The following is a 26,533-nucleotide window of genomic DNA, read 5'->3' on the forward strand; positions in this document are numbered from 1 at the left end:
ATGCCGACCCGCACCCGCAGGAATGTCTATTTCGATCCCACCTTGCTCAAACAGGTCGACGCCCTGGCGATGCGCCGCAAGGTCTCGGCATCAGCCATCGTGGAGGCCGCCGTCGCGTCGTTCCTCTCCGGCGACACGACCGAGAAGCTGGAGGCGGCCATGTCGCGCCGCCTCGACAAGCTCGGCCGCCAGATCGACACGCTCGACGAAGATCTCGCCGTGCTCGGCGAGACGCTCTCGCTCTTCGTCCTGATCTGGCTCTCCTCTACGCCGCCGCTGCCGGAGAACGCTCAGGCCGCCGCACGCGCGAAAGGCGCCGAGCGGTTCGAGGGCTTCATGCAGAATCTCGGCCGCCGTCTGGCGAGCGGCGACAGGTTCCTGAAACAGCTTTCGCGCGACGTCGAGTCCATACCCGAAGGTCCGGCAACAGACCAGAAAGATACGAACGGCGTACCGCAAGAATAATCGACCCGTCCTATTCACCGCCGATAGCCGTCGACCGCCGCGCGGCTCTCGATACTTGTTGAACAGGCCCGATTTCGGGCTCTTTTAATCATCCCCGATCGGGGAACTGTCTGTTGCGTCCCCTTCCAAATTTGGGGACGGCATGACTTCTTCTCACCAGAAACCGGAGGCGATCCAGCGCGGCGCGCGAATGCTCCGCACGGCGCTCGGCCCGGCTATCGCACGCTTTCTGGAAGACCCCGCCGTCGTCGAGGTGATGCTGAACCCCGATGGGCGCATCTGGATCGACCGGCTCTCCGACGGACTGTCCGACACCGGCGAAGTCCTGTCGCCCGCCGATGGCGAACGCATCGTGCGCCTGGTCGCCCATCATGTCGGCGCGGAGGTTCACGCCCGAAGCCCGCGCGTCTCGGCCGAACTGCCCGAGACCGGCGAGCGGTTCGAGGGGCTTCTTCCTCCCGTCGTCGCATCGCCAGCCTTCGCCATCCGCAAGCCCGCCGTCGCCGTCTTCACGCTCGACGACTATGTGGCCGCCGGGATCATGCGCGCCGATCAGGCCGTGACGCTGCGCGAAGCCGTCGCAGCGCGCGCCAACATCCTCGTCGCGGGCGGCACCTCCACCGGCAAGACCACGCTGACCAATGCGCTTCTCGCCGAAGTGGCGAAGACCACCGATCGCGTCGTCATCATCGAGGACACGCGCGAGCTGCAATGCACCGCGCCCAACCTCGTTTCCATGCGGACCAAGGATGGCGTCGCCACGCTCTCCGATCTCGTGCGCTCCTCGCTGCGCCTGCGCCCCGACCGCATCCCGGTCGGCGAGGTGCGCGGCGCCGAAGCGCTCGATCTCCTCAAAGCCTGGGGCACCGGCCATCCCGGCGGCGTCGGCACCATCCATGCCGGAACCGGCATCGGGGCGCTGCGCCGGCTCGAACAGCTCATCCAGGAAGCCGTCGTCACGGTCCCGCGCGCCCTGATCGCCGAGACCATCGACCTTGTTGCCGTCCTCTCCGGCCGCGGGTCCGCGCGCCGGCTCGCCGAACTCGCCCGTGTCGAAGGGCTCGGGCCGGACGGTGACTACCGCATCACGCACCCCAGCCCTTTGGCCACCCCCACCAGCACAGGAGAACCCTCATGATCCGTATCCCCATGCGCGCGCGCCGCACCGTCGCGACGGTCGCCGCCGTCGCCTATGTTAATCTCGTCCTCGCGCCCGCGGCGCACGCTTCCGGCTCCTCCATGCCGTGGGAAGCGCCGCTCCAGAAAATCCTTCAGTCGATCGAAGGCCCGGTCGCGAAGATCATCGCGGTCATCATCATCATCGCGACGGGTCTGGCGCTCGCCTTCGGCGACACCTCGGGCGGCTTCCGCAAGCTGATCCAGATCGTGTTCGGCCTGTCGATCGCCTTCGCGGCGTCGAGTTTCTTCCTGTCGTTCTTCTCGTTCGGCGGCGGGGCGCTCGTCTGATGGCGGTCGCATTCGAGCAACTGGACGTGCCGGGATTCACCGTCCCGGTTCACCGCGCGCTGACCGAGCACATCCTGCTCGGCGGCGCGCCGCGCTCCGTCGCGATCCTCAACGGGACGCTGGCCGGGGCCATGGGCCTCGGCTTGCGCCTCTGGCTGGTCGGACTGCTCATCTGGGCCGTCGGCCATTTCGCGGCGGTCTGGGCGGCCAAGCGCGATCCGCTCTTCGTCGAAGTCGGGCGCCGCCATCTGCGCATCCCCGGCCATCTCGCGGTCTGAAGGAGGCGCACCCCATGATGAACCTCGCCGAATATCGCCGCTCGGCTTCACGCCTTGCCGACTATCTGCCCTGGGTCGCGCTCGCCACTGAGGGCGTCGTGCTCAACAAGGACGGCAGCTTCCAGCGCACCGCGCGCTTTCGCGGTCCTGATCTCGACAGCGCCGTCGCCGCCGAGCTGGTCGCCGTCGCCGGCCGCATCAACAACGCCTTCCGCCGCCTCGGCTCCGGCTGGTCGATCTTCGTCGAGGCGCAGCGCCACGAGGCCGCGACCTATCCCGACAGCGTGCTTCCCGATCCGGCGTCCGGCCTGGTCGACGCCGAACGCAAGGCCGATTTCGAGGAGGCCGGCGCGCATTTCGTCTCCGGCTACTATCTGACCTTCCTTTATCTGCCACCGGCCGAAGAAGCCGCGCGCGCCGAGACCTGGCTCTACGAGGGCCGCGAACGTAGCGGCGTCGATCCGCATGAGATCCTGCGCGGCTTCAGCGATCGCACCGACCGCGTGCTGGCTCTGCTCGACGGCTTCATGCCCGAATGCGCGTGGCTCGATGACAGCGAGACGCTGACCTATCTGCACTCGACCGTCTCGACCAACCGGCACCGCGTCCGCGTGCCCGAGACGCCGATCTATCTCGATGCGCTGCTCGCCGATCAGCCGCTGACCGGCGGGCTGCAGCCGCGCCTGGGGCCGGAGCATCTGCGCGTCCTCACCATCATCGGCTTTCCGACCGCGACGACGCCCGGCCTGCTCGACGATCTCAACCGGCTCGCATTCCCGTATCGCTGGTCCACCCGCGCGATCCTGCTCGACAAGACCGACGCGACCAAGCTCCTCACCAAGATCCGTCGCCAGTGGTTCGCCAAGCGCAAGTCGATCGCCGCGATCCTCAAGGAAGTTATGACCAACGAGGCATCCGCCCTCGTGGATACCGACGCGGCCAACAAGGCGGCCGACGCCGACATAGCCTTGCAGGAGCTTGGCGCGGATGTCGCCGGCATGGCCTATGTCACGGCCACCATCACCGTCTGGGATGCCGACCCGCGTATCGCCGACGAGAAATTGCGGCTGGTAGAGAAGGTTATCCAGGGCCGCGACTTCACGGCCATGGTCGAGACCGTCAACGCGGTCGATGCCTGGCTCGGCAGCTTGCCCGGCCATGCCTACGCCAACGTCCGCCAGCCGCCCATTAGCACTTTGAATCTCGCCCACATGATCCCGCTTTCGGCGGTGTGGGCGGGGCCGGAACGGGACGAGCATTTCGGTGCGCCCCCCTTGCTTTACGGCAAGACCGAAGGCTCGACCCCGTTCCGGTTATCCCTTCATGTCGGCGACGTCGGCCATACGCTGGTCGTCGGCCCGACCGGCGCGGGCAAGTCCGTGCTGCTCGCGCTCATGGCGTTGCAGTTCCGGCGCTACGAACGCTCCCAGGTCTTCGCCTTCGACTTCGGCGGTTCGATCCGCGCCGCCGCGCTCGCTATGGGCGGCGACTGGCACGATCTCGGCGGCGGTCTCACCGAAGGCTCCGACGCTTCCGTCTCGCTCCAGCCGCTCGCCCGCATCCACGACTCCTACGAACGCGCCTGGGCGGCCGACTGGATCGTGGCGATCCTGATGCGCGAGGGCATCACGATCACGCCCGAGGCGAAGGAGCATGTCTGGACGGCACTGACCTCGCTCGCGTCCGCGCCAGTCGAAGAACGCACCATCACCGGCTTCGTCGTCCTGCTCCAGTCCAACGACATCAAGCAGGCGCTCCGGCCCTATTGCGTCGGCGGGGCCTATGGCCGGCTGCTCGATGCCGAGGCCGAACATCTGGGCAGCGCCGACGTGCAGGCGTTCGAGATCGAGGGGCTGGTCGGCACAGGGGCCGCGCCCGCCGTGCTCGCCTATCTCTTCCACCGGATCGGCGACCGGCTCGACGGCCGCCCTACGCTGCTCATCATCGACGAAGGCTGGCTCGCTCTCGATGATGACAGCTTCGCCGGCCAGCTCCGCGAATGGCTGAAGACGCTGCGCAAGAAGAACGCGTCCGTCATCTTCGCCACACAGTCGCTCAGCGACATCGACAATTCGAGCATCGCACCGGCCATCATCGAAAGCTGCCCGACGCGGCTTTTGCTGCCGAACGAACGCGCGATCGAGCCGCAGATCACGGCCATCTATCGCCGCTTCGGGCTCAACGATCGCCAGATCGAAATCCTGGCGCGGGCGACGCCCAAGCGGGATTACTATTGCCAGTCGCGGCGCGGCAATCGCCTGTTCGAGCTGGGCCTGTCCGAAGTCGGCCTCGCGCTCTGCGCCGCCTCCTCGAAATTCGACCAGACGCTGATCGCCAACCTCGTCGCCGAACACGGCCGCGAAGGCTTCCTCGCCGCGTGGCTCCGCGCCCGCGACGCCGGATGGGCGGCCGACCTCATCCCGACTTTTTCCACCGCAGCAAAGGAGTCCTGACCATGATTATCCGTCGTTTCCGCTCGCGCGCCATGGCGCTCGCCGCAACCATGCTGGCGGCCGCGCCGCTCGCGCTCTCGCCGATGGTGGCGACGCCCGCGCACGCCATCATCGTCTTCGATCCCTCCAACTATGCGCAAAACGTCCTGACCGCCGCGCGCACGCTGGAGCAGATCACCCACCAGATCACCTCGCTTCAGAACGAAGCGCAGATGCTCATCAATCAGGCGAAAAATCTCGCCAGCCTGCCGTTCTCCGCACTCCAGCAGATTCAGCAGTCCGTCCAGAAGACGCAGCAGCTTTTGCAACAGGCGCAGGGCATCGCCTTCAACGTCCAGCAGATCGACCAGATGTTCCAACAGAAATACGGGAACGTCTCGCTCTCGGCTTCCGATCAGCAGCTCGTCGCCAATGCCCGCGACCGCTGGAAGAACACGGTCGGCGGTTTGCAGGACGCGATGCGCGTGCAGGCCGGCGTCGTCGGCAACATCGACAGCAATCGCACGCAGATGTCGGCGCTCGTCAGCCAGAGCCAGAGCGCGACTGGTGCGCTTCAGGCGACGCAGGCCGGCAACCAGCTCCTCGCGCTTCAGTCGCAACAGCTTTCCGATCTCGTCGCGGTCGTCTCGGCCAATGGCCGGGCGAGCGCGCTGACCGATGCGGAACGCACCGCCGCCGCCGAACAAGGGCGTGAACAGCGCCGCCGCTTCCTGACGCCCGGCGCCGGCTATCAGCCCGGCAACGCGCAGATGTTCAACAGCGGCAAGTAACCGCCAGAAGGAGTATTCCTATGGACGGCAAGATGCTGGCCCGCCTCGGCGCTATCGTGTTCGTCGCTCTCGCCATCACGGCGACGGCCATCCAGATGACCCGCAAGGAGGACGCGCCGGCATCTTCGCCGGCTGCTCTTCACCAACCCGACCGCGATCCGCTGCGTGAAGGCCAGCGCCGTTGCCAGGGGCTCGGCCAGAAAGCGGCCGACGACGCCGATTGCCTGCGCGTCTGGTCCGAGACCCGCGACCGCTTCCTTGGCCGCGCGCCCGCGCCGGCCGCACCGGAAGGGCGGTGAGCCATGGGCGGCGCGGGCGTCATCGACAACTTCCTCGGAACCTTCACCCGCTACATCGACTCGGGCTTCGGCCTCCTGTCCGGCGAAGTGGCCTTCATCGCCACGACGCTGATCGTCATCGACGTGACCCTGGCCGCGCTCTTCTGGTCCTGGGCCGCCGATGACGACATTATGGCACGGCTCGTCAAGAAGACGCTGTTCGTTGGCATCTTCGCCTACCTGATCGGCAACTGGAACAACCTGGCGAAGATCGTCTTCGACAGCTTCGCCGGCCTTGGCCTCAAGGCCAGCGGCACCGGCTTTTCGACCACCGATCTGCTCCGCCCCGGCAAGGTCGCACAGACCGGCCTCGACGCCGCCCGGCCGCTGCTCGAATCCATTTCCGACCTGATGGGCTGGGTCGCCTTCTTCGAGAACTTCATCCAGATCGCGTGCCTGCTCTTCGCCTGGGCGCTGGTGATCCTCGCCTTCTTCATCCTCGCCATCCAGCTCTTCGTCACCCTGATCGAGTTCAAATTGGCAACGCTGGCGGGCTTCGTGCTGATCCCGTTCGGCCTGTTCGGCAAGACCTCCTTCATGGCCGAAAAGGTGCTCGGCAACGTCATCTCCAGCGGCATCAAGGTTCTGGTGCTCACCGTCATCATCGGCATCGGCTCGACGCTGTTCAGCCAGTTCACCCAAGGCTTCGGCGGCAAGACCCCGAGCATCGACGACGCCATGGCCGTGGTGCTCGCCGCGCTCTCGCTGGTCGGTCTCGGCATCTTCGGCCCTGGCATCGCCAACGGCCTCGTCTCCGGCGGTCCGCAGCTTGGCGCGGGCGCAGCGGTCGGCACCGGCCTTGCAGTCGGCGGCGCGGCCATGGCCGCAGGCGGCGGCGCGATGCTCGCCGCCAAGGGGGGCACCGCCTTGCTCTCCGGTGGCGCAGCGGCCGCACGCGGCGGCGCGACCGCGGCGGGCGCCGCATCCGCCGCCTACAGCCTCGGCTCGCTCGGCAAGTCCGGCGCTTCCGGCGTCGCATCGGGCCTCGGCGGCGTCGGACGCGCAGCCGGCAGCGCAGCGGGCAATGCGGCCATGTCGCCGCTTCGCCGTGCGACCGCCAGCCTCAAATCCAGCTTCAGCGACGGCGCAAAAGCCGGATTCGGCGCAACCGGCGGCTCTTCGACCATGGGCACGGTCGGCGGCGAAGCTGCCGCTGCCGCACCCACGCCATCGGCCACTACGGACGGCACGCCGCCCGATTGGGCCAAGCGCATGAAGCGCGGCCAGACGGTCAGCCACGGCGTCAGCGCTGCCGCTCATGCCGTCCGCTCCGGCGACAGCCACGGCTCCGGTTCTTCCATCAACCTCTCTGAAAGCGACCGCTCATGAACCTCTTCAGACGACCCGCCGCGCATTACGGCAAGACAGTCCAACCCGAAACGCCTTATCAGAAGGCCGCCCAGGTCTGGGACGAGCGCATCGGCTCGGCCCGTGTGCAGGCCAGGAACTGGCGCTATATGGCCTTCGGCGCGCTGATCCTTTCGGCGGGCTTCGCGGGCGCGCTGGTGATCCAGTCCGCGCGTGGGACCGTCGTGCCGTGGGTGGTACAGGTCGACAAGCTCGGCCAGGCGCAAGCGATCGCGCCGGCCACGGCGGACTTCCGCCCGACCGATCCGCAAATCGCATGGCATCTCGCCCGCTTCATCGAGCAGGTCAGGAGCATTCCCGCCGATCCGATCATCGTCCGGCAGAACTGGCTTCGCGCCTATGACTGGACCACCGATCGCGGCGCGGGCGCGCTCAACGACTATGCCCGCACCAACGATCCCTTCGCCAAGGTCGGCAAGCAGCAGATCGCCGTCGACGTCTCCAGCGTCATCCGCGCATCGCCGGATTCGTTCCGCGTCGCCTGGACGGAACGGCGCTTCGAGAACGGCGTGCTCGCCGCGACGGAGCGATGGACGGCGATCTTGACCATCGCCGTCCAGCCGCCCCGAGACACGGAGCGGCTGAAAGCTAATCCGCTCGGCATCTACGTCAACGCCATCAATTGGTCGCGGGAGATGGGCCAATGAGGAGCACTTTCCGCACGCCTGCCGCCATCGCCCTTTTGCTGTCCGCTTCGGCACTCGCCGGCTGCGCGACCTTCAAGCCGCCCGAGATCAACTACGACGCCAGTGTGCCGCCGCTGCCCGTCGTGCCCGTCACTGTCACGGACGAGAGCCCCAAGCCGCTCCACGCGCCGCCGGCCTGGACCGTCGCGCGCGGCGGCGAGACCGCCGGCACGCCCACGGGGCGCGTCGAGAACGCCAATGCCGCCGCACGCGTGCAGCCGCGCCGCGAGGGCTATTACAACGCCATCCAGGTCTATCCGTGGTCTGAAGGCGCGCTCTATCAGGTCTATGCCGCACCCGGCCAGATCACGAGCATCGCGCTCGAACCGGGCGAGAGCCTGACCGGCTCCGGGCCGATCGCGGCGGGCGACACCGCCCGCTGGATCATCGGCGATACCGAATCCGGCTCCGGCGTCGGCCGCCGCGTCTTGGTGCTGGTGAAGCCCTCGCGCGCCGACATCACCACCAATCTCGTCATCACAACCGACAAGCGCACCTACATGATCGAGCTGCGTTCGGGCGAGAAGCCCTATATGCCCGCCGTCGCCTGGGCCTATCCGCAGCCGGCAGGCGGCGGGAGCCAAGCCCTTCCGGCAACACCGGTCATTCCGGCTGTCGCGTCGCGCAACTATCGCTACGGCCTCACCGGCGACAATCCGCCATGGAAGCCGCTCGCCGTCTATGACGATGGCCGCCGCGTCTATGTCGAGTTCCCGCGCGGGATCGTGCAGGGCGAGATGCCGCCGATCTTCGTCCTCGGCCCCAATGGCGAAACCCAGATCGTCAACAGCCGCATCTATCAACACATCCTGATCGTCGATCGTCTGTTCGGCGCGGCCGAGCTGCGCCTTGGCGCCGGCGACCGCCAGCAGACCGTCAGGATCGTCCGCACCGACGGGAGGCCGCAATCATGACCGAAGCCGAAACCAACGCCGAACCCATGCGCCTGCGCAGCGAGCCGCCGCGCGTCACCCGCCTGTCGCGCAAGATGCTCGCCAGCGTCGCCGCCGTCGCCCTGGTCGGCATCGGCGGATCGCTGATCTACGCGCTCCAGACCCGCGCGCCCGGCGATGGCGGCGAGGAGCTTTATTCGACCAACAACCGCCAGACCGCCGATGGTCTCGCCGGATTGCCGAAGGACTATACTGGCCCGGTCTTGGGACCGGCGCTGCCCGGCGATCTCGGCCGACCGATCCTCGACGCCCAGAACAACGGCCAGCCCGTCGTGACACCCGCGGTTCCGACGCCCGGCGTCAGCGAGGCCGAACAGCGACGCCGCGCCGAGGAAGAGGCCGCCCGTCTCAGCACCGTCTTCTTCCAGTCGCGGCAGGGCTCGACAGCCGCCACGCCATCCGGCGCGATGCCCGGTCTCGCGGGCCTCGACTTGGCCGGCGCAGCGGGCCAGCCCGCCACCGGACAGGACAAGCAGTTCGCTTTCCTCAACGCGGCGGCCGACCGCCGCACCGTCACGCCCGATCGCGTCACGCCGCCGGCTTCGCCCTTCGTGCTTCAGGCCGGCGCCGTCATCTCGGCGGCGCTCATCACCGGCATCCGTTCCGATCTTCCCGGCCAGATCACTGCGCAGGTCACGGAGAACATCTACGACAGCCCGACCGGGCGTATCCTGCTCGTGCCGCAGGGCACGCGCCTGATCGGCCAGTATGACAACAACGTGCAGTTCGGACAGCGCCGCGTGCTGCTTGTCTGGAACCGGCTCATCATGCCGAATGGCCGCTCGATCGTTCTCGAGCGCCAGCCCGGCGCCGACACGCAAGGGTACGCCGGCCTTGAGGATGGCGTCGATTATCACTGGTGGGACCTCGCCAAGGCCGCTGCGCTCTCGACCCTGCTCGGCGTCGGCGCGGAACTCGCCACCGACGACAATGACCGCCTGATCCGCGCCATCCGAGACGGCGCACAGGATACGGTCAACCAGGCCGGTCAGCAGATCATCCAACGACAGTTGCAGGTCGCACCCACGCTGACCATCCGGCCCGGTTTCCCGGTCAGGGTCATCGTCACGCGCGACATCGTGTTCGAGCCCTATAGGAGCTGACCATGACCAAGCTGAAACTCGGTCCCATCGCTGACGACAAGCCCGTCAGGATCGCGCTGGAGCTGCCCGCCGCACTCCACCGCGACCTGATCGAATACGGTCGCCTCCTGGCCGAAGGTGGCGCACCGATCGAGCCGGCCAAGCTGATCGTGCCGATGCTGGAGCGCTTCATCGCCACCGATCGCGGCTTTGCGAAAGCACGGCGGACGCCAAGCTGATCCGCCGCCGCGGCCCCCTGCTTTCTATGCAGGGGTGCCGCTGGCGCGCGAGCGCAAATGCGGCACGCTACCGGCCGCCGATCTCCCTCCATGCTTCGCATAAATCCGGGCCTCCTGACGCTCGGTTTTCAATCGCGAACCACGGAGGATTCAATGTCCGCGCAAGATTCCCGCGCCCGCAGGGGGCGGCCACAACGGCCAGCCCCGCAAGCACTTCCTGACGACCTTTACAATTATGGCGACGATCTCGCGCCGTCGCGCGCGCCACGCCGCCGCAACCCGTGGTCTGGCACTTTCGATGTCGAGAAGCTGCCCGTCATCGACGATTGGCCGGAGCGTGTGCCGGTCACCGAAGCCGAGGTGGACATTTTCGAGCGCTATTTCGGCGATGTTCTCGACCGGCTGTTCGGCCCCCTTGATGCCGAAGGTAATGAGGGCTTGAATAAGTTAACATCAGATGTTAACAACAAGCCATGAGCGAGGATCGTGACCCGAGCCTCGACACGCTACTGGACCTTGACGGTCAGGTGCTTGTTGTCGATCCCGAGGGCGGTCATTGGGTGAAGTTCGTCGTCACCCGCATTCCGGTCTCACCGGAAAAGCCGCAAGGCCTCGATTACTCGCTCACGCTTCACGGGCCTTCGGGCGAACGGCTGGTCGGCTTTGACAACGCCCATCCGGTCGGCCGGGGCAGAAGGGGAGAGCCGATGGACCATCGCCACCGCCTCCAGACCGTGAAGCCATACGCCTGGGAGGACGCGGCCACGCTACTGGCCGACTTCTGGCAGGCGGTGGACGCGGTGTTGAAGGAGCGAGGCGTGTTATGACCACCTTGAAAGTCGGGATTGCCGACTACGACGAGATGAAGGCCCGCACCATGCGGATCGCGCGCGGCGAGGAAAAGTCGGCGGCGGACGATCCGAAGGTGTGGTTCACCTCCACTGAATCTTTCGCGCAGGTGCTCTCCAGCGGAAATCGCGAACTGCTGCGCGTCATCGACGAGCAAGCACCCGGTTCGCTGGAGGAGCTGTCGCAGATCACCGGGCGGGCGAAGTCGAGCCTGTCTCGAACCCTCAAGACCATGGCGGGCTACGGTCTCGTCAGTATGGAGCCTGGCAAAGGCCGGAAGATCATGCCGAAGGTATTGCACGATCGGGTGGCCCTGGAACTGCCCTTGCTCGAACGGCGCGAAGCGAAGGGAGGCCGCCCATGAACATTCAAAGTCCGCATATCGTGCAGCGCGCGGCGCTCTATCTGCGCGTCTCGACGACGCGGCAGGCCGAGCATGACGTGTCGATCCCGGATCAGCGTAAGCAGGGTGAAACCTATTGTGCTTCGCGTGGATACCAGCTTGTCGAAACCTTCGTGGAGGCTGGAGCTTCCGCCACCAATGACCGCCGCCCGGAATTCCAGCGCATGATCGAAGCCGGCACATCGAAGCCTGCGCCGTTCGATGTCGTCGTGGTTCACAGTTTCTCGCGCTTCTTCCGCGATCACTTCGAGCTGGAATTCTATGTCAGGAAGCTGGCGAAGAATGGCGTCAAGCTCGTCTCCATCACGCAGGAGATGGGTGACGATCCCATGCACGTCATGATGCGGCAGATCATGGCCCTGTTCGACGAGTACCAATCGAAGGAGAACGCCAAGCACGTCCTGCGCGCCATGAACGAGAACGCCCGTCAGGGTTTCTGGAACGGCGCGCGACCGCCCATTGGCTATCGCGTCGTCGCGGCCGAGCAGCGTGGATCGAAGATCAAGAAGAAGCTGGAGATCGATCCGCTGCACGCGGAAACGGTCAGGCTCATTTATCGCCTGTTCCTCGAAGGCGGCGGTACGTCTGGCCCGAAGGGCGTCAAGGCCATTGCGACCTATCTCAACGAACGCCGCATGTTCACCCGTGACGGCGGGAAATGGGGCCTGGCGCAAATCCACGCGATCCTGACCCGCACGACCTATATCGGCGAGCACCGATTCAACACACGCTCTTTCAAGAACCGCGAGAGGAAGCCGGAGAACGAGGTCTCGATCATGGCAGTGCCGCCGCTGATAGAGAGGGAGACGTTCGACGCCGTTCAGGCGCGTCTCAAATCGCGCAATCCGATGTTGGTGCCCGCACGAGTTACGAGTGGTCCGACGCTGCTCACCGGCATCTGCTTCTGCGCGAAGTGCGGCGGTGCGATGACGCTGCGCACCGGCAAGGGCAATGGCGGGCAGTACACCTATTACACCTGCTCGACCAAAGCGCGGCAAGGCAAGGTCGGCTGCGAAGGGCGTTCGATCCGAATGGATAAGCTCGATCATCTGGTCGAGCGCCATCTTGAAGAGCGCCTTCTCCAACCGAAGCGGTTGGAGACGATCCTGTCGAGCCTTCTCGATCGCCGGCAGGAACGAGCCGAACGCCGGCGCGAACACCTAGCTGATTTAAATCGGCGAATCACCGAGACGGATCAGCGATTGGGTCGGCTCTACGATGCGATCGAAACGGGTGTGGCCGCGCTGGACGACATGGGACTGAAGGACCGGATCGCCAATCTCAAAGCGATCCGCGATCAGGCGGCGGCGGACGCCGAGCGGATACGGGCGACACTTGACAGCTCCGGGCACCGGGCCGTTACGCCAGACATGATCGACGCGCTTTCGGAAACCGCACGCAGCAGTCTGCGGATCGAAGGAGGCGGCTATCGGCGGGACCACCTGCGCGCCTTTGCCCAGCGCGTTGAGGTCGCCGATGACGAGGTTCGCATCATGGGGAGGAAATCGGACCTGCTTCAAAGCCTCGTCGCCGCTTCGAGCGGGGAATCGGCGGCGTTTGCGGTTCGCAGTTCTGTACTGAAATGGCGCACCCGACAGGATTCGAACCTGTGACCTTTGGAATCGGAATCCAACACTCTATCCAGCTGAGCTACGGGTGCAGCGGTCACGCTTGAATCGCGTGCAGCGGTTGGTTCATACCCCAGCTTTGTTTTCGCATCAATGTCTAAAAATCAAAGATTTGCGAAACGTTGTCTGTTTTTGGGCGGGGTGGGGCGCGGGGCCTGTTTTGGGGTGGCCGGGGGCCTTTGTGCGGCGACAGGGCGATGCGTCGTTTGACGTATTGTCTTTTTGCCGGAATAGGGTTTCCCTTATAAGTAGTATGTTATTGCCGGGTCGGACCGCTGTTTTGCCGCTTTCACGAAGAGGCGCTCGGATGAGGGCAACGCCTTTCAAATATGGTGCGGCGTGCGATTTTATCCCCTCAAAATTGGCGGGTAAATAGTCATACTTTTTTCGTTCGCCGGGTGGGGATCCGGAGTCGGGGTTTGCTTTGCCGACGATTAACTGTCAAATTATTATACAATATTAGTATCATCTACATTTATTTGGGATACAGTTTCGTGACGTTGTCGGTTATGATTTCGACAAGGTAAAGGAACGAATCAGGCGGGGGATCGGATGGCTTTGCGATTGGCACACAGCAACGGGCCGCGGACGGAAAAGGCCGAAAGCGGCAGCGCGGAAGCGGCGCATATCACGGCTATCGACTATGGGTTGCTGACGACTGCGATCAGCTATCATTTGCGACACTCGCAACTTGCCGTGGCAAACGGTTTTGCCGATGTGCTGGCGGAGCAGGGATTGCGGCCGGCCGATTTTTCCGTTCTCGTCATCGTCGGCGGCAATCCGGGTCTCAAGCAGAGCGATGTGGCGGAAGCGCTCGGCATACAGCGCGCCAATTTCGTCGCCATCGTCGACAGCATGGAAGAGAAGGGACTGCTCGTCCGCCGCAAATCGGAAGAGGACAGGCGCGTTCATTTCCTCGACATGACGGAGGAGGGCAGCAGCCTTCTCGACCGGCTTTCCAACACCTGGCGGGATCGTGAGGAAAAGCTGATCGACAGGATCGGCGGCAAGAAGGCCCGCGATCAGCTTCTGGCGCTGCTCGGACGCCTGCGCGACTGACCTTCGGCGAGAGCGGGGCAATCCAGGCGCAGGTCGCCGCAGGGTGCTGCCTGTGACGCAGGTGTTCCCGTCTTCCCATTGCTGCGGCATCCGCGACGGCCTTCCTGCGCTGGTCTTTCACGCCAGCCTGATCGGCAGCGGGGCTGAATTGCGTTGCAATTTTCCTGTGAAACCGCCAAGACGCATAAGCATCTTGACGCCTTTGGGCGTGGAACCGCAATCATGCGATTGACTGGAAAGGCCCGGGACGGGAACGCCATGCTGAATATCGATACGAGTCATCCGCTTTATCGTCCCCTTTGGGTCCGGTTGCTCATCGTCGGCTTTTGCGCCGCATGGGCCGTCATCGAATTCGTCAATCGCGAATTTTTCTGGGGCACCATCGTTGCCGGCATCGGCGCTTATGCGGCCTATGAATTGCTGCTGAAGTTCAAACCCGCAAGCGATGCTGCCAAAAGCGGAAATGGCGCGGATGAGCCTGCCGCCGAAAGCGCGCCCACCGACAAGAACGATGCGGGCTGAAGCGCCTCCTTTCTTTCGTTTCATGTATTTTGCGAGATAAGGCCGCCCGGCACTTTTACCGGAAATGCTCCCGCGCCCGCAGCATCCGGATCGCCTGGTCGATCAGGAGATTGGCCGCCGTCATGCGCAGCGTCGCATTGTGCCGGAACTGCGGGTTCACCCGGTCGGGATGATTGAGGCGGGCAAAGGCGCGGCGCTTTTCCGCAAGCGTTGCGGCCGTGTCGGCGTCGTGGATCGCCAGTTCCGCCGAAACATCGGCAAGCGACGTCTTTTCGAGATGGGCCGGCATCGGTTCCGGTTCGGGCTCCGGCTCCGGTTCGGGCGGTGGCGCGGGGTCGGCCAGGAAGGCGAGATAGGCATCGAGATTGCCGTTCGCAGGCGGCGGCGTTTCAATATGCGTATCGATAACGAAGCCCGAGCTGAAACCGGCAATGCGGTGACCGGCGGGCGGTGGGGGCTCCGCGCCTTCCTCTTCCGTTTCTTTTTCGTGTTTCAGCCTGTCGACGACCGACTGGAAAACGGATTGTCCGAAGAGCATGCGGCTTTTCCCTCGCCGGTCTGACTATCCGGCCTTTATGGATCATGAAGGTGGTGTCTGGCTTGCCGCGGTCACGGGCCGGTCAGCTTGCGGCTTTCATCCAGAACCAGATCGTAGAGCAGGCGGGCGCTGGGCGGCAAAACACGGCCCTTGGTGGTAATGATGCTGTATGGTTTTACGACGAGTTCGAAATCCGTCGGCAATATCCGGGTTCGGCCGATATCGGCCTGCTGGCCGGCAACGAATTCGGCCATGTCCTGCGCGATTGGGGCGATGGCATCCGTGTTGCAGACTAGCGCAAGGGTGAGTACCACGGATGGCGTGTTGATGACGTTGCGCGGCATGGCGACGCCGTGGGTGAGGAAGACATCCTCCGTGGTTCTGCGCAAGAGCGCGCCGGGCGGCTGGAAGACCCAGTCGTAACCGGAGATATCCTGCAGGGTCACTGGCTCGCCGCGAAGCAGCGGGTGGCCTTCGCGCACCACAAGACAGGCGCGCTCTATGCCGATTTCATGAATGGAAAAGAGGCCGGGATCGAAATCGTCCGGTATCCGGCCGATGATGAAATCGTGCCGGGCCGCCAGCAGTTCGCGGGCCAGCACGTTGCTGCTTTCCACCTGCACGTTGATTTCGATGCCGGGATAGGTGTCCATGGCGCGCCTGATGGCGGGAACCACGAGGCTGATCGCCGGCGCGGTGACGGCGCCGATATAGACCGAGCCGCCGCTGCCGGATTTCATCTGGTTCAGCTCGCGGCTCGCCTCGCGCAGTTCCAGCAATATGGTGCGCGCGCGCCGCGCCAGCGCCTCGCCGAATTTCGTCAGCACCACGCCGCGCGAGGCCCGCTGACAAAGGGGTGATTTGACGATCGCCTCCATTTCCGAGAGCATGCGCGAGGCTGCGGGCTGCGTCATGTTCATGGCGGCGGCGGCTGCGCTGACCTGCCCGTGCTCCTCGATCATGACCAGCATGCGCAGGTGGCTCATCTTCAATCCGGCCCGCAGCAAAGGGTTGTCCTCAAAGACGAAAAGGGCGTCCGTTGTTTGCGCCTGCTCATACACTTTTTGGTTGTTCATCCGTGGTTTTATACCCCTCATCGGTTTTTGTATCGATTTAATATATCATAATTGATATATGGAAACTGATTTATTCTATTTGACAGTTATATGGATTCAGAACAATTTGCGGAATGCCGGGGAGGAGCGGCAGCTGTTCCATTTCGCAATTGCGAAATCGGAGTGAGCGCAATGCGGCTTCTTCCTCTGACGGCATGAATTTCATGGTGCACCGCAGCATGCGGGCTCCAGAGAAGGGCTCAAGGGAGAGAGTTAATGAAGTCCATTATTTCGCTGATGGCAGCTTGTGCCATCGGTGCTGCTTCTTTCGCAGTGCCGGCTTTCGCACAGGACAAGGGTTCCGTTGGTATCGCCATGCCGACCAAGTCGTCCGCACGCTGGATCGACGACGGCAACAACATCGTGAAGCAGCTTCAGGAAGCCGGTTACACGACCGACCTGCAATATGCCGATGACGATATTCCGAACCAGCTTTCCCAGATCGAAAACATGGTCACCAAGGGCGTCAAGGTCCTCGTGATCGCATCGATCGACGGCACGACGCTGTCGGACGTCCTGAAGCAGGCCGGCGAGCAGGGCATCAAGGTCATCGCTTATGACCGCCTGATCCGCAACAGCGGCGACGTCAGCTACTACGCCACCTTCGACAACTTCCAGGTTGGCGTTCTGCAGGCGACTTCGATCGTCGACAAGCTCGGCCTGAAGGACGGCAAGGGCCCGTTCAACATCGAGCTCTTCGGCGGCTCCCCGGACGACAACAACGCCTTCTTCTTCTATGACGGCGCGATGTCGGTTCTCCAGCCTTACATCGACAGCGGCAAGCTCGTCGTGAAGTCCGGCCAGACCGGCATGGACAAGGTCGGTACGCTGCGTTGGGACCCGGCAACGGCCCAGGCCCGCATGGACAACCTGCTGTCCGCTTATTACACCGACGCGAAGGTTGACGCCGTTCTGTCGCCTTACGACGGTCTCTCCATCGGCATCATCTCCTCGCTGAAGGGCGTTGGTTATGGCACGAAGGACCAGCCGCTGCCGGTCGTTTCCGGTCAGGACGCTGAAGTTCCTTCCGTCAAGTCGATCATTGCCGGCGAACAGTATTCCACCATCTTCAAGGACACCCGCGAACTCGCCAAGGTGACCGTGAACATGGTCAACGCCGTTCTGCAGGGCAAGGAGCCTGAGGTAAACGACACCAAGACCTATGAAAATGGCGTCAAGGTCGTTCCGTCCTACCTGCTGAAGCCGGTTGCAGTGACCAAGGAGAACTACAAGCAGGTTCTCGTCGATGGCGGTTACTACAAGGAAGACCAGCTGAAATAAGCTCGACACACATGCGGGGATGACTTGGCGTCATCCCCGTTTTTCCATAAAAATAAAAACGCCGGAATTAATCGGGCGCTGGATTGCGATATGGCCAATACCATTCTCGAAATGCGGAACATCACCAAGACGTTTCCGGGCGTGAAAGCGCTTGAGAACGTCAACCTCAAGGTTAAAGAGGGTGAGATCCACGCACTCGTCGGTGAGAACGGCGCGGGGAAGTCGACCTTGATGAAGGTCCTTTCCGGTGTTTACCCCGCCGGCACCTATGAGGGCGAAATCCACTATGAAGGCGCAGTGCGGAATTTTCGCGCCATCAACGACAGTGAAGATATTGGTATCATCATCATTCACCAGGAGCTGGCGCTCGTGCCGCTCCTGTCGATTGCGGAAAACATCTTCCTTGGCAACGAGGTCGCTTCGAGCGGCGTCATCAGCTGGCAGCAGACCTTCAACCGTACCCGCGAACTTCTAAAGAAGGTGGGCCTGAAGGAATCGCCGGAGACGCTGATCACCGATATCGGTGTGGGCAAGCAGCAGCTCGTCGAAATCGCCAAGGCGCTGTCGAAGAGCGTGAAGCTGCTCATCCTCGATGAGCCGACGGCTTCGCTCAACGAAAGCGATTCCGAGGCGCTGCTGAACCTGTTGATGGAATTCCGCAAGCAGGGCATGACCTCGATCATCATCACCCACAAGCTGAACGAAGTGCGCAAGGTGGCCGACCAGATCACCGTTTTGCGCGACGGCATGACGGTGAAGACGCTCGACTGTCATCAGGAAGAAATCAGCGAGGATGTCATCATCCGCAACATGGTGGGGCGCGATCTCGAGGATCGTTATCCGCCGCGCGACGTGCCGATCGGCGGGACCATTCTCGAAGTGAAGAACTGGAACGCCTATCACCAGCAGCACCGCGACCGCCAGGTTCTGCACGATATCAACGTTACCGTGCGCAAGGGCGAAGTCGTCGGCATTGCCGGACTGATGGGTGCCGGGCGCACCGAATTCGCCATGAGCGTGTTCGGCAAGTCCTATGGTCACAAGATCAGCGGCGAAGTGCTGATCGACGGCAAGCCGGTCGATGTCAGCACCGTGCGCAAGGCCATCGATGCCGGTCTGGCCTATGTCACGGAAGACCGCAAGCATCTCGGTCTCGTGCTCAACGACAACATCCTGCACAATACCACGCTTGCCAATCTGGCCGGCGTGTCGAGTGCCAGCATCATCGACGACATCAAGGAAATGAAGGTGGCGAGCGATTTTCGCACGCGCCTGCGCATCCGCTCGTCGGGGATTTTTCAGGAAACGGTCAATCTTTCGGGCGGCAACCAGCAGAAGGTCGTGCTCTCCAAGTGGCTGTTCTCCAATCCCGACGTGCTGATCCTCGATGAACCGACCCGCGGTATCGATGTCGGCGCGAAATATGAAATCTACACCATCATCAACCAGCTCGCTGCCGACGGCAAAGGCGTTCTGATGATCTCATCGGAAATGCCCGAACTGCTCGGCAATTGCGACCGCATCTACGTCATGAACGAAGGCCGCATCGTCGCTGAATTGCCGAAGGGAGAGGCGAGCCAGGAAAGCATCATGCGCGCTATCATGCGCTCAGGGGAGAAGAACTCATGAGTTCGGCAAACACAACAAACGAAGAAAGTAACGTCATCTCGGTCGGGTCGTATATTCGCTCCAATATCCGCGAATACGGCATGCTGATCGCGCTCGTCGCCATCATGGTTTTCTTCCAGTTCTACACCGGCGGCATCCTGTTCCGCCCTGTGAACCTGACCAACCTCATCCTGCAGAACTCGTTCATCGTCATCATGGCGCTGGGCATGCTGCTCGTCATCGTGGCCGGGCATATCGACCTTTCGGTCGGTTCCATCGTCGCCTTCGTCGGCGCGATAGCGGCCATATTGACCGTGCAATGGGGCATGAACCCGTTCCTTGCGGCGCTGATTTGTCTCGTCATCGGCGGTATCATCGGTGCTGCACAGGGTTACTGGATCGCCTATCACCGCATCCCGTCTTTCATCGTGACGCTGGCGGGCATGCTGGTGTTCCGCGGCCTGACGCTCTTCGTGCTCGGCGGCAAGAACATCGGTCCGTTCCCGACCGATTTCCAGATCATCAGCACCGGCTTCCTGCCTGATATCGGCGGCATTGAAGGTCTCAACACCACCTCGATGATCCTGACGGTACTGATTACGGTCGTGCTGTTCTATCTCGCATGGCGTCGTCGCGTCGTGAACGTGAAGCACGGTATCGATGTCGAGCCTTTCGGTTTCTTCATCGCCCAGAACCTTTTGATCTCGGCCGCGATCCTGTTCCTCGGCTACCAGCTTTCCACCTATCGCGGCCTGCCCAACGTGCTGATCGTGATGCTTGTTCTCGTTGCGCTCTACAGCTTCGTAACGCGCCGCACCACCATCGGCCGCCGCATCTACGCGATGGGCGGCAATGAAAAGGCGACCAAGCTTTCCGGTATCAATACCGAGCGCCTGAGCTTCCTCACCTTCGTCAACATGGGCGTATTGGCCGGTCTTGCCGGCATGATCATCGCAACACGCCTCAACTCGGCGACGCCGAAGGCGGGTGTGGGCTTCGAGCTTGACGTCATCGCGGCCTGCTTCATCGGCGGCGCTTCGGCATCCGGCGGCGTGGGCAAGATCACCGGTGCGGTCATCGGCGCCTTCATCATGGGCGTCATGAACAACGGCATGTCGATCGTCGGCCTCGGCATCGACTTCCAGCAGATGGTCAAGGGCCTCGTGTTGCTCGCCGCCGTGTTCTTCGACGTTTACAACAAGAACAAGGGCTGATTGCCCAACCCACATAGCAAGTCAAAAAAGTGGCCGGTTTCCGGCCACTTTCATAAGGTGCAGGCGTTATGCGCCGCTTAGAAGAGACAAGGCGCGTTGCGCCGGAGGAAGGAAATCCCGTGCTTATTTCACAGATCAAGGATGCCAGTGGCAAGATCACCGTAGCCGTTCGCGAAGAAGGCGGGCAGGCGCAGGCCGTCAAGGGTGCGGCGTCGGTTTATGCGCTCGCCATGGAAGCCGCCAATGGCGGCAAGAGCCTTGCCGATGTCATTTCCGCCCATGGTCTCGGCGATGCCGTCGATCTCGAAAAGGCCTATGCCGAAGGCCGTTTCCTGCCGCCGATCACCCATCCCGATCCGGCGCATCTGCATCTGACCGGCACGGGCCTTACCCATCTGGGTTCGGCCGCGACCCGCGACAGCATGCACAAGAAGACCACGGAAGCCGCCGAGGAAAGCCTGACGGACTCCATGAAGATGTTCCGCATGGGTCTCGAAAACGGCAAGCCCAAGGCCGGCGAAAAGGGCGTTCAGCCCGAATGGTTCTACAAGGGCAACGGCCATGTGGCGGCAGCACCGGGTGCGGCTCTCACCTCTCCCTCCTTCGCGCTCGATGGCGGCGAAGAGCCGGAAATGGCCGGCATCTATGTGATCTCCGACAAGGGCGAAGCGGTGCGTATCGGCTTTGCCGTCTCGAACGAGTTTTCCGATCACGTCACCGAGCGGATCAACTATCTCTATCTCGCCCATTCCAAGCTGCGCCCGGCAAGCTTCGGTCCGGAAATCCGCGTCGGCGCTCCGCCGTCCGATATTCGCGGCACCTCGCGCATCCGTCGCGGCGACAAGGTCATCTTCGAAAAGCCCTTCGTTTCGGGTGAGGACAACATGTCCCACACCTTTGCGAACCTCGAATATCACCACTTCAAATACGGCCTGTTCCGCGCGCCCGGCGACGTGCATGTGCACATGTTCGGCACCGCGACGCTTTCCTTCGCAGAAGGCATCAAGCCGGAAGCGGGCGACGTCTTCGAGATCGAAGCCGCCGGTTTCGGCCTGCCGCTGAAGAACCCGCTGGCCGTGGATGCGGAAGAAGAGATCACCGTTCGGCAGATCTGATCTGCGGACCGGACATGCTAATGGTCGAGGGGGCAATTTTGCTCCCTCTATCCGTCATACCGGCCTTGAGCCGGTATCCAGCCAGCCCAAGTCCTTGGGCTGAAAAGAGTCTTCCTGCTGCGCCGGCGCGCGCCGCCTGGATTCCGGCTCGAGGCCGGAATGACGGAAACGATGGTTTTCGCGCGAAAACCTCTGAGCTCCATCAATCAATCCCCCAAAGCTTGCCTTCTCCAACCTCCACCGAATTACCCGCCGGATCGCGGATATAGACGGAATAGCTGTCATTCGGCCAGCGGTGGTAATGTTCGATGGGAATTCCGAGCGCTTCGAAGTGCGCCTTCCAGCCATCCACCTCCGACTTGTCCTTGGCATAAAAGCAGAAATGACCTTGCCCCACCGCGCCGTGGCGGGGGATCGGATTGTCGGGGTCGGCCCGGCGGGATTGCTCGGGGTCGAAGATCAGCAGCATCTGCTGCCCGCATCGGAAGAAGATGAATTGCCCCGGCAGCCTGCGCACCACTTCCAGCCCGAAGACATCCCGGTAAAAGGCTTCGGCGGCGTCGAGATCGTCGGCGTAGAGCGCGGTTTCCATAATGGCGGCTGGTGGTCGCATGGTTCCTCCCGGCGGTTCCGGGGTTTCCGGCCGCGGATCGCGGCGGAAACCTATTTGCCTGTTGTGTAGGTCAGCACCGTCAGGTCGTATTTGCCGACGCCACGTTCCAGAACGGTCCAGCCGCAGTTGACATAATAGGCTTCGAGACCCGGCTGGCAGCAGAGATAGCTGGTCTCGTGGCCAAGTTCGGCCGCCCTCAGCGTCGCGGCCTGCATCAAGGCTCGCGCCACGCCCGAGCGCCGGTAGTCTTCTTCAACCCACAGGGCCGCGACCCATGGCAGATATTGCGGCCGCTCCTCGAGGTCGCAATGGATGAGGAAGGCGGAGCCGACATAAGCGCCGCTGTCATGGGCGACGAAGCCGGTGGGCAACGCATGGGGGTTGGTCATGTCATTCAGGTGGTCGGCGACGTCGCCCACCTGAAGGCCGCTATCCTGCCACCATGCCGTCCAGACCCGTTCGGCGATGACGGGGCCATGCGACTGGCAGTCGCGATAGTCGGAAATGCTGTACAAGGCCGTCTCCCGGCCGGCTTTCCTCCCGCAGGCTGAAGCCGGATCATGCTTTCAAATCGATGCGGGGATTAAACCGGGTGGGACGGGGTTTCGCAACCGCCAAGTTGTCGCGCCGGATCAGGGTTTCGTTGCCGTCACATGCAGCCATGCGGTCGGGAGCCGGTCGTAACCGCTGCCCTGCCTTGCCTCGATCTCCACCGCCGCCCAGTCAAACTGTCCGTAAACGTCTTCCAGCCAGGGCTTCGAAGGGTAATTGTAATAACGGCCGAACATGTCGCGGCCTTCCGCTTCTCCCGCCTTGAAGCTGGCATAAAAAACGCCGCCCCGTTTCAGCGCGGTATGGATGCGGCCGATAATGCCCGGCAGGGCAGGGCGGGGCACATGCAGCAGGCAGGCATTGGCCCAGACGCCGTCATATCGCGCACTCTCATCGATATCCTCGAACAGCAATGTCCGGACGGGAATGCCGAGCCGGGTTTGCGCCGCCTTGGCGATTTCAGGCGTTCCGTCGGTGGGGTGGACATCGTAACCGGCGGCCAGCATGAATTCGCTGTCCTGCCCGCCGCCGCATCCCAGCTCGAGAATGCTTGCCCCCTCTTGCAACCGCGCCAGGAATGTTTCCAGATGCGGGCGATCCGCCGCCTGTCCGCGCGACGTGTAGGCCGCGGCGTTACCCGTATAAAAGCCGATTGTGTCGTCGTCCCTGCCAGTCATCGTGTCAGCTTTGCGACTGGCTCTGGCCCTGCGATTGCTGCACGGTGACCGACACATTCAGGGTCTCACCGGCGGGGCCGATGCGCATACCCGATATCGGCGCGCAATCGCGGTAGCAGAGGCCCGATGCGATGCGGACATAGCGGTCGTCGGGGCAGATATTGTTGGCGGCGTCGAAACCCACCCAGCCCAGCCCCTGAAGATGCACTTCGGCCCAGGCATGGGTGGCCGTCTGTTCTTCCACCTCTTCCATCATCAGATAACCGGAAACGTAACGGGCCGGCAGGCCCATCAGCCGGGCGGCGGAAATCAGGATATGGGCGTGGTCCTGGCAGACACCCTTGCCCGCTTCCAGCGCCGTTTCCGCCGTGGTTTCGATATCGGTTGCGCCGGGCACATACTCCACCTTGCGGTGAATATTTTCCATCAGGTCATGCAGGCGGGCCAGCTCGCTGTCGCCGGCGCTCACCTTCACCAGTTCGCGCACGAGCTTTCCCGGTTTGGTGCGTGGCGTCTCGCGCAGGAAAAGCCACAGCGGCGCATTGCCGATGTGGTAACCGAACACGCCCGCCTTGTCCTCGGTGTTCACGGTGCCGCTCGCCACCACCTTCACCCGCTGCTGCGGGCCTTCCGTTTCCACCAGCGCAACGCGGTTGCCGAAATGGTCGTCATAGGTCACTTCGACGGTGGCGCCATCGACCGAGACATCCCAGTTCTCCACCGTCTGGCCCGGGCCGGTCTGCGGCGTCAGGCGCAGCCGCTGCAACGCATAGGGCATCGGCTCGTCATAGACATATTCCGTCGTATGGGTGATTTTCAGACGCATAAGCTGTCCCCGTCCACGCGCTTATTGATAGAAGCGGTAGCCTTCCGTGATTTCCTGTCCCAGTTGCCCGTTGCGATGGACGAATCTTTCCAGAAACTCGTGCAGACCTTCGTCCATCACCCGGGCGATGGTCGTCGCGCGCAGGCTGTCGCGAATGCTCTCGGCCGTTTCATGCGCCTTGTGCCTCTCGCTGTAATCCTCGGCGATGTAATTGAGGTTGCTGGCGATCTTCTCGTAACAATAGGCAAGCGAACGCGGCATGCGGCCATTGAGGATGAGGAAGTCGGCAATATTGGCCGGCTTGTATTCCGCATCGTAGACCCAGCCATAGGAGCGGTGCGCCGAGACCGAGCGCAGGATGGACTCCCATTGCGCATTGTCGAGCGAGGAGCCGACATGCGCCACAGCCGGCAGCAGCACGTAATATTTGACGTCGAGAATGCGGGCGGTGTTGTCGGCCCGTTCGATGAAAGTGCCGATGCGGGAGAAATTATAGAGATCGTTGCGCAGCATCGAGCCGTGGAAAGCGCCGCGCACCAGGCCGGCGCGGTGTTTGATGCCATCGATGATTTGCGGCATGTCCGCCGCCTTTATCCTGCGGTCGAGACTGGTCTTCAGCTCAATCCAGAATTCGTTGGTCGCTTCCCACGTCTCGCGCGTCAGCGCGGTGCGCACCATGCGGGCATTGTTGCGGCCCGCCTCGATGCAGGAGAGGACGCTCGACGGGTTGGCCTTGTCGCGCAGGAGATAATCGATCGCATCCGCCGTCGTTACCTTGTCATGCGTTTCGAGAAACGCCTCGTGGACGCCCGCACTCTGCAACACGCCGTCCCAGTCTTCATCGCCGCTACCCGAGCGCGTCAGTGAAACGCGCAGACCCGCATCGATCAGCCGGGCGATGTTTTCAGCGCGCTCGATATACCGGAACATCCAGTAGAGCCCGTTTGCCGTTCTGCCCAGCATGGCTTAATCCTCCAGTACCCAGGTGTCCTTGGTGCCGCCGCCCTGGCTGGAATTGACCACCAGCGAGCCCTGCTTGAGGGCAACGCGGGTCAGTCCGCCGGGAATGATCTTCACCTTGTCCGAGACGAGCACATAGGGACGCAGATCGACATGGCGCGGCGCGATGCCGTTCTTCACCATGATCGGCACGGTGGAAAGCGAAAGCGTCGGCTGCGCAATATAGTTGGAGGGGCGGGCTTTCAGCTTGTCCGCAAACAGCGCCCGTTCCTTTTTCGTCGCCGTGGGGCCGACCAGCATGCCGTAACCGCCCGAACCGTGAACTTCCTTGACGACGAGATCGGCGAGGTTGTCCAGCACGTATTTCAGGCTGTCCGGCTCCGAACAGCGCCAGGTCGGCACGTTTTCCAGAAGCGGCTTGCGGCCGGTATAGAACTCGACGATTTCGGGCATGTAGGAATAGATCGCCTTGTCGTCGGAAATGCCGGTGCCCGGGGCATTGGCGATGGTGATGTTGCCGGCGCGGTAGACATCCATGATGCCGGGCACGCCAAGCGCCGAATCCGGCCGGAAGGTCAGCGGATCGAGGAAGTCGTCGTCGACGCGGCGGTAAAGCACGTCGATGGCCTCATAACCGCGGGTGGTGCGCATCTTGACCTTGCCGTCCATGACGCGCAGGTCGGAACCTTCCACCAGCTCCACGCCCATCATGTCGGCGAGGAAGGAATGTTCGTAATAGGCGGAATTGTAGATGCCGGGCGTCAGCACCGCAACGCGCGGCTTGCCGGAACAGCCGGGCGGTGCGAGCGAGGCGAGCGACTGGCGCAGCAGATAGGGGTAGTCTTCCACCCGCCGCACCCGGTTCTCATGGAAGAGTTCCGGGAACATCTGCATCATCGTCTCGCGGTTTTCCAGCATGTAGCTGACACCGGAGGGCGTGCGGGCATTGTCTTCCAGAACGTAGAACTGGTCTTCGCCGGTGCGGACGATATCCGTGCCGACAATATGGGTGTAGACGCCGCCGGGCGGGGTGAAGCCGATCATTTCCGGCAGGAAGGCTTCGTTCTTCTCGATGATTTCGCGGGGGATGCGGCCGGCGCGGATGATTTCCTGCTTATGGTAGATATCGTCGAGGAAAGCATTGAGGGCGAGGACGCGTTGTTCGATGCCCTGGGCCAGTTTGCGCCACTCCCGTCCGGAGATGATGCGCGGGATGATATCGAAGGGGATCAGTTTTTCTGAACTGTCGGCATGGCCGTAGACTGCGAAAGTAATACCGGTTTTTCGAAAGATGTTTTCCGCGTCTTTTGATTTCTGGATCAGGTGCGCCCTGTCCTGTCGGCTGTACCACTCGTTATAGTTTTCATATGGGCTTCGCGGCGTGTCGTCCGCATTTATCATTTCGTCAAATGCCAACTTCGATGTCCCCTTTTTTGCCATATGAATACAACGCCAAATGCAATGCAAGAACTAT

At 62.8% G+C, this 26,533-nt stretch carries 30 protein-coding genes and 1 tRNA gene; 22 read left to right on the forward strand and 9 right to left on the reverse strand.

Features of this window, described 5'->3' with window-relative positions:
- The 16 genes from ACQZ5K_RS18280 (at position 1) to ACQZ5K_RS18355 (ending at position 12,964) form a co-directional block, all read left to right on the forward strand.
- Entirely contained in the window at positions 1-465 is a 465-nt protein-coding gene (locus tag ACQZ5K_RS18280; protein ID WP_448741049.1) for a CopG family transcriptional regulator, read from the forward strand.
- Positions 466-607: 142 nt separating this feature from the next.
- The gene (gene trbB, locus ACQZ5K_RS18285; protein WP_448741050.1) at positions 608-1,603 is read left to right on the forward strand and encodes a P-type conjugative transfer ATPase TrbB; all 996 of its coding nucleotides are present in this window, start codon (positions 608-610) and stop codon (positions 1,601-1,603) included.
- Positions 1,600-1,932, forward strand: a complete 333-nt coding sequence (locus tag ACQZ5K_RS18290; protein WP_448741051.1) for a TrbC/VirB2 family protein — start codon at positions 1,600-1,602, stop codon at positions 1,930-1,932. Before trbB ends, ACQZ5K_RS18290 begins: the two co-directional genes overlap by 4 nt.
- Entirely contained in the window at positions 1,932-2,210 is a 279-nt protein-coding gene (locus ACQZ5K_RS18295; RefSeq protein ID WP_448741052.1) for a VirB3 family type IV secretion system protein, read from the forward strand. Before ACQZ5K_RS18290 ends, ACQZ5K_RS18295 begins: the two co-directional genes overlap by 1 nt.
- 14 nt (positions 2,211-2,224) lie before the next feature.
- Positions 2,225-4,663: a conjugal transfer protein TrbE gene (gene trbE / locus ACQZ5K_RS18300; RefSeq protein ID WP_448741053.1), complete on the forward strand. Its 2,439-nt coding sequence runs from the start codon at positions 2,225-2,227 to the stop codon at positions 4,661-4,663.
- A 2-nt stretch (positions 4,664-4,665) separates the two neighbouring features.
- On the forward strand, positions 4,666-5,433 hold the full coding sequence (trbJ, locus tag ACQZ5K_RS18305; protein ID WP_448741054.1) for a P-type conjugative transfer protein TrbJ: 768 nt from the start codon (positions 4,666-4,668) through the stop codon (positions 5,431-5,433).
- Between the two features lie 20 nt (positions 5,434-5,453).
- Entirely contained in the window at positions 5,454-5,732 is a 279-nt protein-coding gene (trbK-alt, locus tag ACQZ5K_RS18310) for a putative entry exclusion protein TrbK-alt (RefSeq protein WP_448741055.1), read from the forward strand.
- A 3-nt stretch (positions 5,733-5,735) separates the two neighbouring features.
- On the forward strand, positions 5,736-7,100 hold the full coding sequence (trbL, locus tag ACQZ5K_RS18315) for a P-type conjugative transfer protein TrbL (protein ID WP_448741056.1): 1,365 nt from the start codon (positions 5,736-5,738) through the stop codon (positions 7,098-7,100).
- Positions 7,097-7,786 (forward strand): conjugal transfer protein TrbF, encoded by a 690-nt coding sequence (trbF, locus tag ACQZ5K_RS18320; RefSeq protein ID WP_448741057.1) that lies wholly within the window; start codon positions 7,097-7,099, stop codon positions 7,784-7,786. Before trbL ends, trbF begins: the two co-directional genes overlap by 4 nt.
- Entirely contained in the window at positions 7,783-8,739 is a 957-nt protein-coding gene (trbG, locus tag ACQZ5K_RS18325) for a P-type conjugative transfer protein TrbG (RefSeq protein ID WP_448741058.1), read from the forward strand. The genes trbF and trbG overlap by 4 nt, the downstream gene beginning before the upstream one ends.
- Positions 8,736-9,881, forward strand: a complete 1,146-nt coding sequence (locus ACQZ5K_RS18330; protein ID WP_448741059.1) for a TrbI/VirB10 family protein — start codon at positions 8,736-8,738, stop codon at positions 9,879-9,881. Before trbG ends, ACQZ5K_RS18330 begins: the two co-directional genes overlap by 4 nt.
- A 2-nt stretch (positions 9,882-9,883) precedes the next feature.
- A complete protein-coding gene (locus ACQZ5K_RS18335; RefSeq protein WP_092715050.1) occupies positions 9,884-10,099 on the forward strand; it encodes a DUF2274 domain-containing protein in 216 nt (71 codons plus the stop codon).
- A gap of 153 nt (positions 10,100-10,252) precedes the next feature.
- The gene (locus tag ACQZ5K_RS18340) at positions 10,253-10,576 is read left to right on the forward strand and encodes a hypothetical protein (protein ID WP_092715213.1); all 324 of its coding nucleotides are present in this window, start codon (positions 10,253-10,255) and stop codon (positions 10,574-10,576) included.
- A complete protein-coding gene (locus ACQZ5K_RS18345; protein ID WP_448741060.1) occupies positions 10,573-10,926 on the forward strand; it encodes a toxin-antitoxin system TumE family protein in 354 nt (117 codons plus the stop codon). The genes ACQZ5K_RS18340 and ACQZ5K_RS18345 overlap by 4 nt, the downstream gene beginning before the upstream one ends.
- On the forward strand, positions 10,923-11,312 hold the full coding sequence (locus ACQZ5K_RS18350) for an HVO_A0114 family putative DNA-binding protein (protein ID WP_092715048.1): 390 nt from the start codon (positions 10,923-10,925) through the stop codon (positions 11,310-11,312). The genes ACQZ5K_RS18345 and ACQZ5K_RS18350 overlap by 4 nt, the downstream gene beginning before the upstream one ends.
- Complete coding sequence (locus ACQZ5K_RS18355; protein ID WP_448741061.1) at positions 11,309-12,964, forward strand: recombinase family protein; 1,656 nt, start codon at positions 11,309-11,311, stop codon at positions 12,962-12,964. Before ACQZ5K_RS18350 ends, ACQZ5K_RS18355 begins: the two co-directional genes overlap by 4 nt.
- Here the strand turns inward: ACQZ5K_RS18355 and ACQZ5K_RS18360 are convergent.
- A tRNA-Arg gene (locus tag ACQZ5K_RS18360) sits at positions 12,935-13,011 on the reverse strand. The genes ACQZ5K_RS18355 and ACQZ5K_RS18360 overlap by 30 nt on opposite strands.
- Before the next feature lie 520 nt (positions 13,012-13,531).
- Between ACQZ5K_RS18360 and ACQZ5K_RS18365 the strand changes: the two genes are divergently transcribed.
- Both ACQZ5K_RS18365 and ACQZ5K_RS18370 read left to right on the forward strand, forming a co-directional pair.
- Positions 13,532-14,038, forward strand: a complete 507-nt coding sequence (locus tag ACQZ5K_RS18365; RefSeq protein WP_003520548.1) for a MarR family winged helix-turn-helix transcriptional regulator — start codon at positions 13,532-13,534, stop codon at positions 14,036-14,038.
- A 258-nt stretch (positions 14,039-14,296) separates the two neighbouring features.
- Positions 14,297-14,560, forward strand: coding sequence for a hypothetical protein (locus tag ACQZ5K_RS18370; protein WP_003520547.1), 264 nt, complete (start codon positions 14,297-14,299; stop codon positions 14,558-14,560).
- A 55-nt stretch (positions 14,561-14,615) separates the two neighbouring features.
- Here the strand turns inward: ACQZ5K_RS18370 and ACQZ5K_RS18375 are convergent, their stop codons facing one another.
- Both ACQZ5K_RS18375 and ACQZ5K_RS18380 read right to left on the reverse strand, forming a co-directional pair.
- A complete protein-coding gene (locus ACQZ5K_RS18375) occupies positions 14,616-15,098 on the reverse strand; it encodes a hypothetical protein (protein ID WP_448741062.1) in 483 nt (160 codons plus the stop codon).
- 71 nt (positions 15,099-15,169) lie between these two features.
- The gene (locus tag ACQZ5K_RS18380) at positions 15,170-16,174 is read right to left on the reverse strand and encodes a LysR family transcriptional regulator (protein ID WP_448741063.1); all 1,005 of its coding nucleotides are present in this window, start codon (positions 16,172-16,174) and stop codon (positions 15,170-15,172) included.
- A 255-nt stretch (positions 16,175-16,429) separates the two neighbouring features.
- On the opposite strand from ACQZ5K_RS18380, the gene chvE reads away from it, so the two are divergent.
- The 4 genes from chvE to araD1 all read left to right on the forward strand — a co-directional run bounded on the left by chvE (position 16,430) and on the right by araD1 (position 21,431).
- Positions 16,430-17,494: a sugar ABC transporter substrate-binding protein ChvE gene (gene chvE / locus ACQZ5K_RS18385; RefSeq protein ID WP_003520542.1), complete on the forward strand. Its 1,065-nt coding sequence runs from the start codon at positions 16,430-16,432 to the stop codon at positions 17,492-17,494.
- A 90-nt stretch (positions 17,495-17,584) separates the two neighbouring features.
- Entirely contained in the window at positions 17,585-19,123 is a 1,539-nt protein-coding gene (gguA, locus tag ACQZ5K_RS18390) for a sugar ABC transporter ATP-binding protein GguA (RefSeq protein WP_059754320.1), read from the forward strand.
- Positions 19,120-20,316: a sugar ABC transporter permease GguB gene (gguB, locus tag ACQZ5K_RS18395; RefSeq protein WP_059754318.1), complete on the forward strand. Its 1,197-nt coding sequence runs from the start codon at positions 19,120-19,122 to the stop codon at positions 20,314-20,316. The genes gguA and gguB overlap by 4 nt, the downstream gene beginning before the upstream one ends.
- Positions 20,317-20,435: 119 nt before the next feature.
- Positions 20,436-21,431, forward strand: a complete 996-nt coding sequence (araD1, locus tag ACQZ5K_RS18400) for a 2-keto-3-deoxy-L-arabinonate dehydratase AraD1 (RefSeq protein WP_149741145.1) — start codon at positions 20,436-20,438, stop codon at positions 21,429-21,431.
- A 202-nt stretch (positions 21,432-21,633) separates the two neighbouring features.
- Here the strand turns inward: araD1 and ACQZ5K_RS18405 are convergent, their stop codons facing one another.
- From ACQZ5K_RS18405 to ACQZ5K_RS18430, 6 genes are all read right to left on the reverse strand, one after another.
- Positions 21,634-22,044, reverse strand: coding sequence for a VOC family protein (locus tag ACQZ5K_RS18405; protein WP_425646948.1), 411 nt, complete (start codon positions 22,042-22,044; stop codon positions 21,634-21,636).
- A gap of 50 nt (positions 22,045-22,094) precedes the next feature.
- Complete coding sequence (locus tag ACQZ5K_RS18410; protein WP_448741064.1) at positions 22,095-22,559, reverse strand: GNAT family N-acetyltransferase; 465 nt, start codon at positions 22,557-22,559, stop codon at positions 22,095-22,097.
- A gap of 117 nt (positions 22,560-22,676) precedes the next feature.
- Positions 22,677-23,273 (reverse strand): class I SAM-dependent methyltransferase, encoded by a 597-nt coding sequence (locus ACQZ5K_RS18415; protein WP_448741065.1) that lies wholly within the window; start codon positions 23,271-23,273, stop codon positions 22,677-22,679.
- A gap of 4 nt (positions 23,274-23,277) precedes the next feature.
- Complete coding sequence (locus ACQZ5K_RS18420) at positions 23,278-24,099, reverse strand: transglutaminase family protein (protein ID WP_003520534.1); 822 nt, start codon at positions 24,097-24,099, stop codon at positions 23,278-23,280.
- A gap of 21 nt (positions 24,100-24,120) precedes the next feature.
- Positions 24,121-25,062 carry an alpha-E domain-containing protein gene (locus tag ACQZ5K_RS18425; RefSeq protein ID WP_137003902.1) on the reverse strand — a complete coding sequence of 314 codons (942 nt, stop codon included), beginning with the start codon at positions 25,060-25,062 and terminating at the stop codon, positions 24,121-24,123.
- Between the two features lie 3 nt (positions 25,063-25,065).
- The gene (locus tag ACQZ5K_RS18430; protein ID WP_003520532.1) at positions 25,066-26,475 is read right to left on the reverse strand and encodes a circularly permuted type 2 ATP-grasp protein; all 1,410 of its coding nucleotides are present in this window, start codon (positions 26,473-26,475) and stop codon (positions 25,066-25,068) included.
- Positions 26,476-26,533 lie beyond the last annotated feature (58 nt).

It is taken from the genome of Agrobacterium sp. 22-226-1, from assembly GCF_053522345.1.